Source organism: Neptuniibacter caesariensis, from assembly GCF_000153345.1.
Taxonomy (GTDB): Bacteria; Pseudomonadota; Gammaproteobacteria; order Pseudomonadales; family Balneatricaceae; genus Neptuniibacter; species Neptuniibacter caesariensis.
Genome location: NZ_CH724125.1, coordinates 318,048 through 333,535 on the forward strand (window position 1 = coordinate 318,048; position 15,488 = coordinate 333,535).

General features: G+C 47.4%; 14 protein-coding genes. 11 read left to right on the forward strand and 3 right to left on the reverse strand.

Annotation, left to right across the window (positions count from 1 at the left end; genetic code table 11):
• The first annotated feature begins 136 nt into the window (after positions 1-136).
• A complete protein-coding gene (locus MED92_RS01550) occupies positions 137-1,504 on the forward strand; it encodes a sigma-54-dependent transcriptional regulator (protein WP_007019704.1) in 1,368 nt (455 codons plus the stop codon).
• A 7-nt stretch (positions 1,505-1,511) separates the two neighbouring features.
• Entirely contained in the window at positions 1,512-3,641 is a 2,130-nt protein-coding gene (locus MED92_RS01555; protein ID WP_007019705.1) for a sensor histidine kinase, read from the forward strand.
• Positions 3,642-3,682: 41 nt separating this feature from the next.
• On the opposite strand, the gene MED92_RS01560 is transcribed toward MED92_RS01555, so the two are convergent.
• Together MED92_RS01560 and MED92_RS01565 are read right to left on the reverse strand one after the other, a co-directional pair.
• Positions 3,683-4,591, reverse strand: a complete 909-nt coding sequence (locus MED92_RS01560; RefSeq protein WP_007019706.1) for a helix-turn-helix transcriptional regulator — start codon at positions 4,589-4,591, stop codon at positions 3,683-3,685.
• Positions 4,588-5,460 carry a formate dehydrogenase accessory sulfurtransferase FdhD gene (locus tag MED92_RS01565; RefSeq protein ID WP_007019707.1) on the reverse strand — a complete coding sequence of 291 codons (873 nt, stop codon included), beginning with the start codon at positions 5,458-5,460 and terminating at the stop codon, positions 4,588-4,590. The genes MED92_RS01560 and MED92_RS01565 overlap by 4 nt, the downstream gene beginning before the upstream one ends.
• Before the next feature lie 297 nt (positions 5,461-5,757).
• On the opposite strand from MED92_RS01565, the gene MED92_RS01570 reads away from it, so the two are divergent.
• From MED92_RS01570 to MED92_RS01610, 9 genes are all read left to right on the forward strand, one after another.
• The gene (locus MED92_RS01570) at positions 5,758-6,201 is read left to right on the forward strand and encodes a DUF3305 domain-containing protein (RefSeq protein WP_007019708.1); all 444 of its coding nucleotides are present in this window, start codon (positions 5,758-5,760) and stop codon (positions 6,199-6,201) included.
• A complete protein-coding gene (locus MED92_RS01575; RefSeq protein WP_007019709.1) occupies positions 6,191-6,742 on the forward strand; it encodes a DUF3306 domain-containing protein in 552 nt (183 codons plus the stop codon). Before MED92_RS01570 ends, MED92_RS01575 begins: the two co-directional genes overlap by 11 nt.
• 261 nt (positions 6,743-7,003) lie before the next feature.
• Complete coding sequence (locus MED92_RS01580) at positions 7,004-8,671, forward strand: 4Fe-4S binding protein (protein ID WP_007019710.1); 1,668 nt, start codon at positions 7,004-7,006, stop codon at positions 8,669-8,671.
• A 12-nt stretch (positions 8,672-8,683) separates the two neighbouring features.
• Complete coding sequence (locus tag MED92_RS01585; RefSeq protein WP_007019711.1) at positions 8,684-9,313, forward strand: TorD/DmsD family molecular chaperone; 630 nt, start codon at positions 8,684-8,686, stop codon at positions 9,311-9,313.
• Between the two features lie 45 nt (positions 9,314-9,358).
• Positions 9,359-9,562 carry a twin-arginine translocation signal domain-containing protein gene (locus MED92_RS01590; protein ID WP_007019712.1) on the forward strand — a complete coding sequence of 68 codons (204 nt, stop codon included), beginning with the start codon at positions 9,359-9,361 and terminating at the stop codon, positions 9,560-9,562.
• 21 nt (positions 9,563-9,583) lie between these two features.
• Positions 9,584-12,448 carry a molybdopterin-dependent oxidoreductase gene (locus tag MED92_RS01595; protein WP_007019713.1) on the forward strand — a complete coding sequence of 955 codons (2,865 nt, stop codon included), beginning with the start codon at positions 9,584-9,586 and terminating at the stop codon, positions 12,446-12,448.
• A 13-nt stretch (positions 12,449-12,461) separates the two neighbouring features.
• A complete protein-coding gene (gene fdh3B, locus MED92_RS01600; protein ID WP_007019714.1) occupies positions 12,462-13,067 on the forward strand; it encodes a formate dehydrogenase FDH3 subunit beta in 606 nt (201 codons plus the stop codon).
• Between the two features lie 54 nt (positions 13,068-13,121).
• A complete protein-coding gene (locus MED92_RS01605) occupies positions 13,122-14,078 on the forward strand; it encodes a formate dehydrogenase subunit gamma (protein WP_007019715.1) in 957 nt (318 codons plus the stop codon).
• Between the two features lie 145 nt (positions 14,079-14,223).
• Complete coding sequence (locus tag MED92_RS01610; RefSeq protein ID WP_007019716.1) at positions 14,224-14,976, forward strand: type 2 periplasmic-binding domain-containing protein; 753 nt, start codon at positions 14,224-14,226, stop codon at positions 14,974-14,976.
• Here the strand turns inward: MED92_RS01610 and MED92_RS01615 are convergent.
• Complete coding sequence (locus MED92_RS01615) at positions 14,973-15,446, reverse strand: Lrp/AsnC family transcriptional regulator (RefSeq protein ID WP_007019717.1); 474 nt, start codon at positions 15,444-15,446, stop codon at positions 14,973-14,975. The genes MED92_RS01610 and MED92_RS01615 overlap by 4 nt on opposite strands.
• Positions 15,447-15,488 lie beyond the last annotated feature (42 nt).

A 15,488-nucleotide genomic window follows, 5' to 3' on the forward strand; every position in this document is an offset into this window, starting at 1 on the left:
CATTGGTCTTATCGGAATAAAAATAACAATGGGTCATAATGACCTTGCTAGAGATTGGTAGGGACATTTTGTCTCATATGATTAAAATAGCGCTGCACTTCACACCATTTTGGTTATTTAAAGAGATTGAATATCAATGAACTCCCCTTCTGCTGTTGATTCCTTGCCTGCTGTTTCTGTTTTAATCGTTGATGACGAAGAGGGAATGCGCAGTTTCTTGAATAAAGCGCTCAGTAAACGTTTTGCTTTAGTGGAAACGGCAGGTAGTGTCGAAGAAGCTGAAGAGCTACGAAAGCGCTGTCATTTCGACCTTCTGATTGTCGATATAAAGCTGCCGGGGCGCTCAGGAATGGAGTGGCATGAGGCGCTGGAAGATAACAATCGTTCCAGTGATATCATCTTTATGACTGCTTATGCTGATCTTGAAACAGCGATTCAGGCGCTTAGAGTCGGTGCTTCAGATTTCATTCTAAAACCATTCCGTCTTGAACAAATGACCAATGCCGTGGATCGCTGCCTGCAGCGTAGAGCAATGGAAAGAACGAATTTTGTGCTTCGCAGAGAGGTGGAAAATGCCTTTCCTATGACCGATATGATTGGCAGCAGCCCTGCAATTCAGCAGGTGCTGGATGTCATTCATCGGGTAGCGAGTACGCCTTCCGCGGTATTAATCGAAGGGGAAACGGGTACCGGTAAAGAACTTGCTGCGAGAATGCTTCATCAACTCAGTAATCGCAGCGGGCCTTTTGTGCCAGTCAACTGTGGCGCGATTGCGCCGGACCTGCTCGAAGCGGAGTTGTTTGGTCATACCAAAGGTGCGTTTACCGGCGCAACTAAAGCGCGCGACGGATTGTTCAACTATGCCAGCGGCGGCACCCTGTTCCTCGATGAGATTGGTGAAATTCCGCTAATCATGCAAGCTAAACTGCTCCGGGCCCTGGAGTTGAAAGCTGTTCGACCGGTAGGGAGTGAGCAAGAGACCAGCGTTGATGTTCGAATTGTTGCAGCGACAAACCGCAATCTTAAAGAAGAGGTCGCAGAAGGTCGTTTCAGAGAAGATTTGTATTACCGTTTAAACGTGTTGAGTATCACCCTTCCCCCGCTTAGGGATCGAAGAGAGGATTTGCCGGATCTGATACATCACTTTTCAACTAAGCTGTCGCGCGAGCTAGGCTTAGCCCCGATCCCATTCACTCACGATGATCTTAAGGTGATGCAAAGTTATAGCTGGGCGGGCAATATTCGAGAGTTAAAGAATCTGATAGAGCGATGTATCTTACTGGGTAAGCTCCCGGCAGATTATTTCCGTGAGCAAGAAGATGGCGAAACGAAAGCTTGTGGTAGTTTTGCAGGCTGGTCCCTTGATGAGGTTGAAAAGCATCATATTCTGTTAACCCTTGAACAGCATCAAGGTAATAAATCCTCTGCGGCTCGCGAGCTGGGTGTTTCGAGAAAAACGCTGGATCGTAAACTGATAGCCTGGTCATCTACGGAAGCGGTGTGAATGATCCATGCTGAAGTTTATCCGCTTAAGTAAAAGCTCATTAAGGCATAAATTACTAACGCTTACGCTTCTGCCTCTTGCGATGACAGCACTCGGTTTTGTATTGATGGCTGCATACTGGACGACTAGCTACACCGATCGCCAACTGTATATGAAAGTTAGTGCTGATCTGTCAGTCGCCAGAGGAACGCTTGATTTTATGCAGCAGGAACAGGAGAACATCCTGGACCAGTTGGCAAATAGCTATGAGTTTCGAACTAACCTGCAGTTGGGTAATTCCCGTGCGATGAGAGTTCAGCTTAGTGAAGTTAAGCAGAGCCGTTCTTTTGATTTTCTTCGGTTCATTCCGGCCGAAGATATTTCGGGCCTTAACGAAACGACTGTAAAAAATCTTTATAAGCATGCAGATAAAAAGCAGAGCGTTAAGGGGATTGCAGTACTTGAGGCTGAAGAGCTGGAGCAGATTAGAGTTGGGTTGAGCGAACGAGCCAGAATTAATCTGATTGATACGCCAAGAGCGGTGCCAACTGAAAGGCAGCGAGAAAATCGTGCAATGGTATTACGCGCTTTCGTGCCTGTTCTTGATGATTTTGGTGAGTTGATCGGTATTCTGGACGCGGGGACGCTTCTCAATAACACAACAACAGCCGTCGATCGAATTCGTGATCTCGTATACGGTGACGGCTCTTTGCCCGAGGGCGGTATAGGGACAGTTACCCTCTTTCTTGATGATGTGAGGATCAGTACCAATGTTCCGCAATCCCTGGACAGCTCATATGAAAATGGTCACCTGACTTTAAAGCAGCGCGCTGTGGGAACGCGGGTGTCGGCTGAGGTGAGAAAGGAGGTTCTGCTAAAAGGGAATACCTGGATAGACCGGGCTTTCGTTGTGAATGACTGGTATATATCAGCGTATCAGCCGTTACTTGATTTTAATAACAAGAAAATCGGCATGATCTACGCTGGTTTTACTGAAGCGCCCTTTACTAAAATCTATTATAAAACCCTGCTTGAGTCTGCCTTTATTATCGCTTTGATTATGCTGGTTTCTGCGGTTGTTGTTATTAAGCACACCCAGCTATTGCTTCGCCCGCTTTCCAAAATTCTTAATGTAGTGACTTCGGTAAAAAACGGCGAGATGCAGCCAAGAATCGGCAAGCTTGAAACGGATGATGAGTTGGTTGATCTGGCTGAACAGTTCGACATTATGCTCGATCTACTTGAGAAGCGTGAGCATCAAATCAGGCAGGCAAATGACCGCTTAGAAATAACGGTTGAGCAAAGAACCCGTTCTTTGAGGCGTCGTACCGAGGCTTTAAAACAGCATATACGTTTATTAAAAAGCACACGTAAGCAGTTGTTAGATAAAGAAAAGCTTGCGGTGCTGGGTGAGCTTACCGCAGGTATCGCACATGAAATTAATAATCCTGCGGCCGTCATTCTAGGTAATGTGGATCTTCTGGTGGCGGAGCTTGCTGATGATGTTAACCCTGTACAGGAAGAGGTCGATATGATCATCCAGCAGGTTTACAGAATTCGCTCTCTTATCAATAACCTTCTTCAGTACAGTCGACCTGGGCATTATGTCGAAAGCTATGAATTAATGGCAACGGATAAAGTTATTGATGATACGCTGCTGCTGGTTTCGCATGCATTGGAGAAGCAACAGGTTACTGTTGAAAAGGCTTACCAGGCAAGCTGCCCAGTTGAGATTAACTGTCAGCAGGTTCAACAGGTATTGGTTAATCTGATTCTTAACGCATCTCATGCGCTGGAAGGCCCTGGCTCGATCAAACTAAAAACCTCAAACTGGCTGGAAGAAGAGCAGATTATCGGTTCCGTGATTGAAGTTGAGGATCACGGCAAAGGCATTGATCCCGATAACTTATCGAAGATCTTTGACCCCTTCTTTACCACAAAGAAAAGCGGCACAGGTCTGGGATTATCGGTAAGTTATGGAATTATTCGCCGTCATGGCGGCGATATTCGGGTCCACTCCTCCCCAGAATCCGGAACTGTGTTTAGTGTTTATCTTCGTAACAAAGCAGAGATATCGGGGGATGGTAGCCTCGATGGGATTCTGGAGGGGCTTGCTGCGGCAGAACGGACCAACAGGCGTGCTACCGAGCTTGAGTGATGTTACAAGCTGGTAAAGTCCATGACAAGCTCCCGGGCTCCCTAGCCTGGGTCGGCGCTCCAGATGAGTCTTCCGCATCGACTCAGATCATAACCCTGAAGGTTTTGCGCTAATGAAATCCCTTCAGGGCTTTGTAAAAACTCAAAGAGTTGCTGCAGCAGCTTTCGGAAGTAAACATTCCGCGGTACAACAAGATCAAAGCTTTCTTCGCTAACAGGGATAAAGCCAAGACCGAATTCGCGGGCGGCGCTGAGTGTGCCTGGGCCTATGTCTGCCTCGCCTTTGGCAATAAGTGAGGCAACCTCTCGTTCTGAAAATGCAACATTGCTGACCGTTAATCTATCCGCAGGAAAGGCCTGACCGGCCAGCCATTCGTTAAGGAATCGTTGAGATCCCGCGCCTTCCTGGCGCGTAACCCAGCGAGTACTGTAATTAAGCGCCTCATCAGGACTTAGCAATCTTTCCAGGTCATTGTTTCGCACAATGAGGCCCATGCTACGCCGGAAAAGGTGTACTAAAATCCAGTGTTTCGATTGCTGGAACTGCTGCATCAGCGCAGGATGACGAATCTCACTCTCCTCTGCCCTTCCCCAGTGGATTGCACATGCGTCAGCGTGACCTTGAGCCAATAGTTCTAAGCCAAGCTTTGTGCCAGTCACCGTGTAGCTAAATAGCGCTTTGTTTCTTAAATGCTGGGTTAGTCGATTGGCTGTGGCCTGCAGTAAAGGGTCATCGCTGCCTGATAATAATAAGCGGTCTGCCATCATGCCGCTGTGGCAGCTTTCCAGTAACCATCGATCCACCAGTGACTTAGGGAAAAGCCATTTGCCGGTTAACTTTGTGGCAGGGATTTCCCCTTCTGCCGCCATCGCATAAACCTTTTTCTCATTGAGGTGAAGGTACTCTGCGAGTTGCTTTACATTCAAAAAGGCCTGGCTCATATCGCTCATGCTTTTTCTCCATAGCTTCGACCTTTTTTAACTGATTTCTCGCGAATGGGTGGTTTATCATCGAGACTAATGCTGTGCTCACCGCTAAACACCAGGAAGCGCTTACCTTTGGCTCTGGCAAGCATGGTTATTCCGAGCTCCTTAGCTAACGCGAGCCCCATCTGTGTGACACCCGAGCGCGAAAGAAGAATAGGAATGCCCATCTGAGCGACCTTTATAACCATTTCTGAGGTAAGGCGGCCTGTGGTATAGAAAATTTTGTTGTGGGCATCGATATTATCAAGCCACATGCGACCAGCAAGTGTATCAACTGCATTATGTCTGCCCACATCTTCAACAAAGGCGGTCACCTGGTCCATTTCACATATGCCGCAACCGTGAACAGCCCCCGCGTTTTTGTATGTGTCATTAAAGGCATTGAGATTATCGAGAAGTTGGTAGATTGTGCTCTGGCTTATGTTAACTTCGGGTAGCTCGATATCGGCTAGCTTATCCATAAGGCTGCCAAACATGGTTCCCTGACCGCAGCCCGTTGTTACTGTTCGCTGCTGTAATTTCTCCTCAAGGCCTTCTGGCTCTGAATGGGTCACGACAGCGGCAGCCTCGACATCCCAATCGACTTGAATGGCTTTAATATCTTTCAGTGATTTTATGAAGGCTTGATTTCGCAGATAGCCAAGCACCAGGGCTTCCGGGTCCGCGCCCAGTGTCATAAGGGTCACAATCTCAATTTTGTTTAAATAGATGGTCAATGGACGTTCACAGGCAATCTGAACATCCTGAGCTTCGCCCTGTTCATCCATAACTTTCACAGTTTCAGTAAGTTCTGCTGATGCGTTGCTGATTATCGGTGTCGAAAGATCATTCATTACTAAACGCTCATCTATTTAGATTCAAAAGTCCGGCTGGATCTGTTCTTTGTCGATCAAATAGCAATTTCTGTTCCATTCGCTAAATACCTAGTGATAGTGCGGGAAACTAAATTTCTTCTGCCTTATTTAGCGATGCTGGTGGGTCAAAATGTCCCAACTGTCTGTAGGGTTGTGCCATTTTGTAGTATCTGGCTGGCCTTTAATGCTGAGTGTTGCCTTGGAGCGCCCGGCTTTAAAGGCTTGGCCCATGCTTTGCAGTAGCAGGCGGATATTACATTTCATCAGGGTATAACCATGGATCTTCAGAAAACGGCCGATGTGTGGCCTATGCAGGTCGCTTTGCTTGCAGAAACAGTCGAGGTTAATGGCTGGGAGTCGCTTAGGTGGAAGATAAAGGAACTTAGACCAGATCAGTTAATGGAGTCTGGTTACACAGATGTAGCGCTTGAACTTCATAAGGATGAGCGTACGGCATATCGCTTCAATCTTAACTCTAAGCAGCCTCATCTTTTTGTCCTCTGTCAGGAGGATGAATTAGGAGAAGAACTTACCCCTGTGCACATCACGGCCAGCCAGGACGATGCTGCTTCATTTATGGATGGAGAGCATCAGCTTATTGAGCTGCCAATGCCTGCGGCGGTGCAGTGCTGGATCGATGTCTATCTGGGTGTGCATGGTGAGCTGATTGATGAGGGCAAGAAAAAGAAGAAAGGACGAGGACGTAGCAGTGGTCGATAGCAACGAATCATTTTTCTCACGTTGGTCGCAACGGAAAGCAGAAAGTAGGGATCAGCCTGAGCAGGAATCTCCGCTATCAGATGATTCTTTAGCGGGCAGTGCGGATGAGATCAGCGAAGACTCCCCTTCTATTGAGGATGCGCCCCCGGAGCTGACTGATGAGGATATGCCTCCGGTTGAAAGCCTTGATGAGCAGTCTGATTTTTCTCAGTTCTTGTCACCTGGCGTCAGTGAAGAGTTGCGCAATCTCGCCTTACGAAAGCTCTTTATGCTGCCTGAATTCAATTTAAGAGACGGCCTGAATGACTATGACGACGATTTCAGCAAAATGCCGGAGCTTACCGAAGCCGTTGTTTCCAAATTACGTAGTTGGGTGAACGACAAAGGCGATGAAATAAAAGAGCAGATTGCTGAGGACATTCAGGGGGCGGAAGAAGTGTCCACTGATGAAAGTCAGGATTCGGTTGTTCAGAAGCCAGAGTCTTTGGATTTCAGTGATTATGAAGCTGATGAGCTGGGTGAGGCCGACATCGATGGTTGATTGTGGCTTTCCCCAAATTGACCACTTTGTCCCAGTGGTCTTTTAGCTAAAGGGACAAATTGTCACAACCGACCAAAAATCAACTTAATGAGCCTGATTGGTTCTCCATGGAGCAGAGTTATCTCTTTCAAAAAATGGTTCTCTGCTTGCTTTATTAATTAACAAAAAACGGCCCCTCATTACGAGCAAGCTGTTATGACCCCGGTAAGTTAGTGAGCAACGTCATCGTACGTATAACTCTGGGGTTCGGTGAGGTAGAGAATGACGATAGAGCAAAGTAGTAATGCACTGGCGGTTGCCAGCGCTACAGCAAAAGTAATGCTGCCACATAATCTGGCACCAGCCACTGTGTCATACAGTACTTACGGGCATCTGCTAATTACAGGGCCTGAGGATCGTATGCGTCTGGTTGCTGAGCAGCTTAAAGGTATGGCTAGCATCACCCTCCTCGCTACAGAAAAGATCTCTAATCTGGATGAAGAACATCTGGAAAAAGCAGCGTCAGCTTCGCCTGAATTAAAACTCTACGAGTTTCCGTTGAATTCCGTGAAAGGTTTCCTTGGCCAATACCTGGTTTCCATTACGCATGCAGGTCAAACTGAGAACTTGGCAAAGATATCTCAGAATCGAGTGCACTTTGATCTCATTCTGAATTTGGCGGATCAGTGTCTGTTCGGATCGGAACTTCCCCCGGCAGGCTATTTCCATGTACGAGAAGATGATCAAAACCTGGCTGCGGTTATCTCAGATCTGCCCAACTATATAGGCGAATTTCAAAAGCCAAAATATTTCCATATTAATAATGATATTTGCGCCCACAGTAGCCGTGGTCAAACCGGCTGTACGCGCTGTCTGGATGTATGTCCCGCCGATGCGATCAGTTCTATAAATGATTTGGTTAATATTGATCCGCACATGTGTCATGGTGCAGGTGGATGTGCGACTGCGTGTCCGACTGGAGCAATTAGTTACGCACTACCGCAACCCTTAAGAATGCATGAGTATCTTCAACGGTTATTGCAGGCCTATCAGGCAGAAGGCGGAAGTGACCCAGTTGTATTACTGCATGACCATGAAGCTGGCGCAGAGCTGGTTACAGCGATCCGTGAGCAAATTGCTGACAATGTTTTACCGGTACAGCTTGAAGAGTTAGCCGCAGCGGGTCAGGAATCATGGTTGTTGCTTGCAGCGTCTGGCGCCAAGATCCGGCTGCTTAAAATGCCTGCGTTGCCAGAGTCGATGGATGCGCTTCTTAAACGAGAGATTAAGGTTACTCAACAGATTTTGACAGGTATTGGCTGCCCCGCTGATACGCTGGAGATGATCGATGCCGATCAACTGATTAGTGGTTCAACTATCAGCAATGATCTGCAATTGATCCCTATCAAAATGGTAACGGATTCGAATAAGCGCGATGTTATTTTTACTGCTATTAACCATCTCGTAGAACAATCATCTGAATCGACAAACGATTCTGTTGCCCTCCCGGCGGGGGCTCCTTTCGGTCAGGTCAAAGTAGACAACGCTAAATGCACACTGTGCCTGTCCTGCGTCGCTGTCTGCCCGACCCAAGCTTTGACCGCTGGAGGGGAAACGCCGGCCCTTAATTTTGTTGAGCAAAGTTGCGTTCAATGCGGGCTTTGTGATTCAGCCTGCCCGGAAAACGCTATTCAACTCGAAACCCGGTTATCACTTGTCGCCGAGCGATCAGAATCCATCTGCATTCACAAAGAAGATGCATTCGAGTGCATCAGTTGCGGTAAGCCATTTGCACCCAAAAGCACGGTAGAAAAAATGGTTGAGAAACTAAGTCAGCACCGTTTCTTTCAGGGCGAGGCCGTTAATCGTCTGAAAATGTGTGAAGACTGCCGGGTTAACGATATTTACACCGATCTGGCAGCCAATCCTGCCAAACAACTGGAACTGTAGGGAGTAATTAGGATGAACATGATTAACGCAGCCCCTGCCCTACAGGAAACAGATGAATTACGTGCAGACATCTATGCCCTTCTTGCGTCGTTGTTACGTAAGTCACCCGACCAGTCATTGACTGACTGGTTGTCGGATATTGAGCCTGATCAAGATGAAGATACACCGATGACGCGTGCATGGAGCGCTTTAGCTTTGAATGCGCAGCATGCCCAAAGCACTCAGCTCGAAGATGAATACCACCACTTGTTTATCGGTGTTGGTCGTGGAGAGCTTATGCCCTTTGGATGCTGGTATTTAACCGGTTCGCTGATGGAAAAGCCTCTGGTTCACCTGCGCGAAGATCTGAGTGTTCTGGGGTACGAAAGACAGGATCAAGTAAAAGAACCGGAAGATCACATTGCCGCACTTTGTGAGGTGATGAGTATGTTGATCACCAGTGGTCGCGGTTACGAAATACAGCACCAGTTCTGGAGCAAACACATCGAGAGCTGGTCATCACGATTTTTTAACGATTTGCAAAAAGCGAAAAACTCAGTTTTCTACAGTGCTGTAGGCCTCCTGGGTGAAGCGTTTATGCAACAGGAAGGTAACTGGTTTTTACAGTTATCCCCTGCCGCACTTGAGAGCGGAAAACAATAACAACAGGCAGATAGGCCTTAGGTCTAGTTGATGCGGAGAAAAAACATGAGCCAGGAAAAAAAGCCTGATACAGGACGCCGCGGCTTTCTTAAGAAACTGGGTTTAGCAGGTACCGCTGCTGGCGCTGTTGCTGTAGCAGGCACAGTGCAGGCAAAAGTAACAACGGCTGAATCCGGTGAGAAACAGGAAGGTTCCGGTTACAAAGAAACTGAGCACGTTCGTAATTTCTACGAAACACTGCGTAACTGATAGCCGCATAGAGGTGAGGACATGAACTTAACGAAGAAATCCGATAAGCCTGCGGCTCCTTCCGCAGCTGCCGGACTCGGCTTGAGCCGCCGACGTTTCCTGAAAAATTCAGGTATTGCTGCAGGTGGTGTTGCCACAGCCAGCATGATGGCTCCTGGTATGATGCAGCAGGCTGAAGCAGCAACGACTGCTGCAGGCGCACCTACTGATGTGAAGCGTACTATCTGCTCGCACTGTTCTGTAGGCTGTGGTGTGTACGCTGAAGTTCAAAATGGGGTTTGGACAGGCCAGGAACCTGCATTCGACCATCCATTTAATGCTGGCGGTCATTGTGCAAAAGGTGCGGCACTGCGTGAACACGGTCACGGTGAGCGCCGTCTTAAATACCCAATGAAGCTGGTTGATGGTAAGTGGAAGAAGATTAGCTGGGACGATGCGATCAATGAAGTTGGCGATAAAATGCTTCAGGTTCGCAAAGAGTCCGGCCCGGACTCTGTTTACTGGTTAGGTTCGGCTAAGTTCAGTAATGAACAGGCCTACCTATTCCGTAAATATGCTGCTTTCTGGGGAACAAACAACGTAGACCATCAGGCACGTATCTGTCACTCGACCACAGTAGCGGGTGTTGCAAACACCTGGGGCTATGGTGCAATGACTAACTCTTTCAACGATATTCACTTTGCTAAGTCGATTATCCTGATTGGTTCCAACCCTGCAGAAGCTCACCCGGTTTCCTTGCAGCACATTTTCCGTGCTAAAGAGCGAAATAAAGCGCATATCATCTGTGTAGACCCTCGCTTCACACGTACTGCTGCGCATGCGAATGAATACATCCGTATTCGTCCTGGTTCTGACGTAGCCTTTATCTGGGGCTTGTTATGGCACATTTTCGAGAACGGCTGGGAAGATAAAGAGTTTATTCGTCAGCGTGTTTACGGCATGGACGAAGTCCGTGAAGAAGTTAAGAAATGGACGCCTGAAGAAGTTGAGAACGTTACTGGTGTTAAGGGTTCTCAGATGCGCCGTGCAGCTAAAGAGCTGGCGGAGAATCGCCCAGGTACCGTTATCTGGTGTATGGGTGGTACCCAGCACACTACAGGTAACAACAATACTCGTGCTTACTGCATTCTGATGCTTGCGCTGGGTAATATGGGTACGTCTGGCGGCGGCACAAACATTTTCCGTGGCCACGATAACGTACAGGGCGCTACTGACCTTGGCGTACTTTCACATACCCTGCCTGGCTACTACGGTCTTTCTGATGGTGCCTGGAAACACTGGTCTAAAGTTTGGGATGTTGATTTTGAGTGGATGCAAAGCCGCTTTGATCAAGAGGTATACCGCAAACTGAAGCCGATGAACAATAAAGGTATCCCGGTTTCCCGCTGGATTGACGGTATCCTTGAAGACAAAAAACTGATGGATCAGAAAGACAACCTGCGCGTTATGGTTGCCTGGGGTCATGCGGTTAACTCGCAGACTCGTGGTCCAGAGATGAAGAAAGCGATAGAGAAGCTGGATACGCTGGTCATCGTTGACCCTTATCCAACTCATGCAGCTGTCATGTCTGACCGTAAGAATGGTGTTTACCTGATTCCTGCTTGTACTCAGTTCGAAACTTACGGCTCTGTAACAGCGTCTAACCGTTCTATTCAGTGGCGTGATCAGGTGATTGAGCCTCTGTTCGAATCAAAACCAGATCATGAAATCATGTATCTGTTCGCGAAGAAATTCGGTTTCGAAAAGCAGCTGTTCAAGAACATCGAAATTAAGAACAACCAACCTGTTGTTGAAGACATTACGCGTGAATTCAACAAAGGTATGTGGACTATCGGTTATACCGGCCAGAGCCCAGAGCGTCTGAAAACTCACCAGAAGAACTGGCATACTTTCAACTTTGATACCCTTAAGGGCGAAGGTGGTCCGGCGAATGGAGATTACTACGGTATGCCTTGGCCTTGCTGGGGTACTGCAGAGCATGCGCATCCGGGTACACCAATTCTATATGATACAAGTAAGCCTGTTGCTGAAGGTGGTCTGACTTTTCGTGCTCGTTTCGGTGTTGAGCGTGACGGTGTCAGCCTGCTTGCAGAAGGTTCTTTCTCTAAAGGTTCTGATATTAAGGATGGCTACCCTGAATTCAGCGACAAGCTACTTAAGAAGCTTGGTTGGTGGGATGACCTGACCGCTGAAGAGAAGAAGCTGGCTGAAGGCAAAAACTGGAAAACAGACCTTTCAGGTGGTATCCAGCGTGTTGCTATCGCTCATGGCTGCTCTCCGTTCGGTAATGCCAAAGCTCGTGCAGTTGTCTGGACATTCCCGGACAAAGTACCGCTACACCGTGAGCCATTGTATACAGCTCGCCGTGATCTGGTGAGCAAGTATCCAACCTGGAACGACTCTGAATCTATGTACCGTCTACCGACCATGTACAAGTCGATTCAGGATAAAGATCTGTCTAAAGAATATCCGATCATTCTTACTTCCGGTCGTCTGGTTGAATATGAAGGTGGTGGTGAGGAGACACGTTCTAATCCTTGGTTGGCTGAATTGCAGCAAGAAATGTTCGTTGAAGTACATCCTGCTGATGCTAATACGCTGGGCTTTAAAGACGGCGATGACGTATGGGTAGAAGGTGCTGAAGGCGGTAAGGTGCTTGTGAAGGCGCTGGTAACTCGTCGTGTTGATCAAGGTGTTGTATTTATGCCATTCCACTTCGGCGGTAAGTTCCAGGGTAAAGACCTGACTGACAAGTACCCTGATGGTGCTGCACCTTATGTCGTTGGTGAAGCTGCCAACACAGCAACTACATACGGTTATGATCCGGTAACACAGATGCAGGAAACGAAAGTAACCCTGTGTCGCGTTCAGAAAGCTACTGCGTAAGGAGTAACAGACAATGGCTAGAATGAAATTCCTCTGTGACTCCAAGCGTTGTATTGAATGCAACGGCTGTGTCACGGCTTGTAAAAACGAAAACGAAGTTGAATGGGGTGTGAATCGCCGTCGGGTTGTAACCATCAACGATGGTGAGCCAGGTGAAACCTCGATTTCAGTCGCATGTATGCATTGCTCCGATGCGCCATGTATGGCTGTCTGCCCTACTGACTGCTTCTATCAGACAGATGATGGCATCGTTCTGCATAACAAAGACCTTTGTATCGGTTGTGGTTACTGCTTGTACGCATGCCCATTTGGTGCGCCTCAGTTCCCTAGCGATGCAGCATTTGGTGAACGCGGCAAGATGGACAAATGTACTTTCTGTGCCGGTGGGCCTGAAGAGGACAACAGTCCTGAAGAGCGCGCTAAATACGGTGCTAACCGTATCGCAGAAGGCAAGCTGCCAATGTGCGCAGAGATGTGCTCCACCAAAGCATTGCTGGCAGGTGATGCTAATGAGGTATCTGACATCTTCCGTGAACGTGTTATCTACCGTGGCCATAATGATGGCGCATGGTCGATGAGCGAAGAAGATATCGCGTACGACGCGACACAGAAAGTCTGATAACTGGAACTTGCCGGGTGCCAGTCACCCGGCATGCATGATTCAGGAGAGATTATGCTCCGCATTAAATGGCCATCTCAAATCCTTCTTGTATTGGCTCTGATTTTTAGCGGTTTCGCAAATGCGACCCCTTCTGACGCGAAGGTGGCAGGTTTTGCGGGTGCTGATTATTGGCAGGTGGTCAAGAAAGGTGATACTGGGCGTACTCAGGATCAAGGGGCTGAAGCCGGTCAACTTATCAATGTCAAAGGCGAAGAGTGGCGCTACTGGCGTAACCAGTGGATCACGCCAGCCGGTGCTTATGCCATTGGTGGGACTTTGGCTTTACTTGCTATTTTCTACCTGTTGGTCGGTCAAAAGAAACTTGATCATCCGCGTACGGGTAATCTTATTGAACGATGGAAGCGATTGGACCGTGCTAACCACTGGACTGTGGCGGTACTGTTTATCATTCTTGCTGTATCGGGTTTAAGTATTCTATACGGAAAGTTCTTCCTTCGAACTGCGTTGGGCGATTCCCTATGGGCTAACTACATTATGCTGTGTAAGTTGGCGCATAACTATCTAGGCCCACTGTTCGTGATCGGCCTGTTATTTATGATTGTTCGTTGGATCAAACATAACTTCTTTAACAGAACTGATCTGATGTGGTTCCTTAAAGGTGGTGGCATCATCGGTAAAGCTCATCCAAGTGCGGGCTATATGAACGGTGGTGAGAAGGTTTGGTTCTGGTTACTGACAATTGTAGGCATCATTGTATGTGCAAGTGGCTTAGTTCTGGATTTTCAGAACTTTGGACAAGTACGTGAGACGATGCAGATAGCTAACCTACTCCATGCAGCTGGTTCCCTTATCCTAATCGCAGCATCATTTGGTCATATCTATATAGGTACGATCGGCACTGAAGGTGCGTTAGAAGGTATGAAAACCGGCTATGTAGATGAAACCTGGGCTAAACAGCACCACGACCTGTGGTACGAAGAAGTTAAAGGCAAATCATCTAACGATTAATTTGTGTTTTATCCGTTGTATTGGTTCTTCACCATAACGTTTGTTCACAGCTGACAAGCGTGCTTTCTTGCCGGCTCCTAGAGCCGGTTTTTTTGTGTTCAGCTAAATGGTTTATACTTATTATAAAAATCAGGAACCCATTCGAATGTTAAGAGCATCTGTTTGGCCAGTACCGGCTCTGTATTCGCTCGTATTGTGTTTGTTATTAACTGTCAGTCCAGCGAGGGCTGCAGATAAAGATACATTACGATTCGTAGTACCTGAATTTCCCCCATATACCTACCTGCAAGATGGCAATATCGCAGGTATCGGCGTCAGAAAAATAAGATCTTACCTGGATGAGCTGGGTACACCTTATGAGTTAAGTTTGGTTCCAAACTATGGTCGCGCAGTACAGGAAGTAAAGCACGGACGTGCCGATGGATTCTTCCTGGCTACTGAAAATGAGGAAAGAAATAGCTTTGCCGTTTTTTCTACCCCTATTGTGATCAATAACTGGTCTTGGTTTTTCCCTGCTGAGAGCACCGTAAACCCTTCCGATACTGACTTTAAAAAGACAGCTAGAATAGCAACCCACCTTAAAACCAACACGCATAAATGGTTATTGAAAAACGGCTATAAGGTTGTGTATTCCCCCAGTGATGTGGACTCTCTGGTCAAAACTTTGCATCACAAGCGTCTGACAGCCGTATTTCTTGCTGAAGCGGTGTTCTGGGAAAGTTGTGAACGACAAGGCATACCAACTGACCGCTTTAGGCAGGTTGTTGAGTCTGGTAGACCCATGGGTATATATATATCGAAGCAATTTCTAAATAATCATGATGGCTTCATGGATCGCCTTAATCACGTCATTGAAAATCAAACTGCCATTGCTTCGCCCGAAGCTTCGCAAAACTAAACTTTCATTGCATCGACCTGTGTGCTGAATTTATTTCTGCGCAACGAGATAAGTGTCCTAAACTTTCGAAGGTGGGTGTTACTGGCTAGTTCGCGTCTGGCGAACGCTTCATAGGCTTCCATATCTTCAACCATCACGACTAAGACAAAATCGATCTCCCCTGTTACCTGATAGCACTGGGTAACTTCATTAGCTTCATGCATCTTGCGCATGAAGTTGTCACTAATATCCAGTGAATCACGGCTCATCTCTATCTCTACGATGATATTGAGCTTTTTACCAAGTAAGCGCGGATTAACAATCGATACGTCAGCGATAATTACGCCCTCATCTCTAAGGCGCTTTACCCGCCTTAAGCATGCAGGAGGTGAAAGCCCAACGGTTTCGGCAAGCTTTTGATTGCTGATGCGATTGTCTTGTTGTAGCAGCGTTAGGATATGGCGATCGATACGATCCAGGTCAATGTTCATATTATTAGAATAATACTCTTGTTAATGGAATTAAATTAGTTC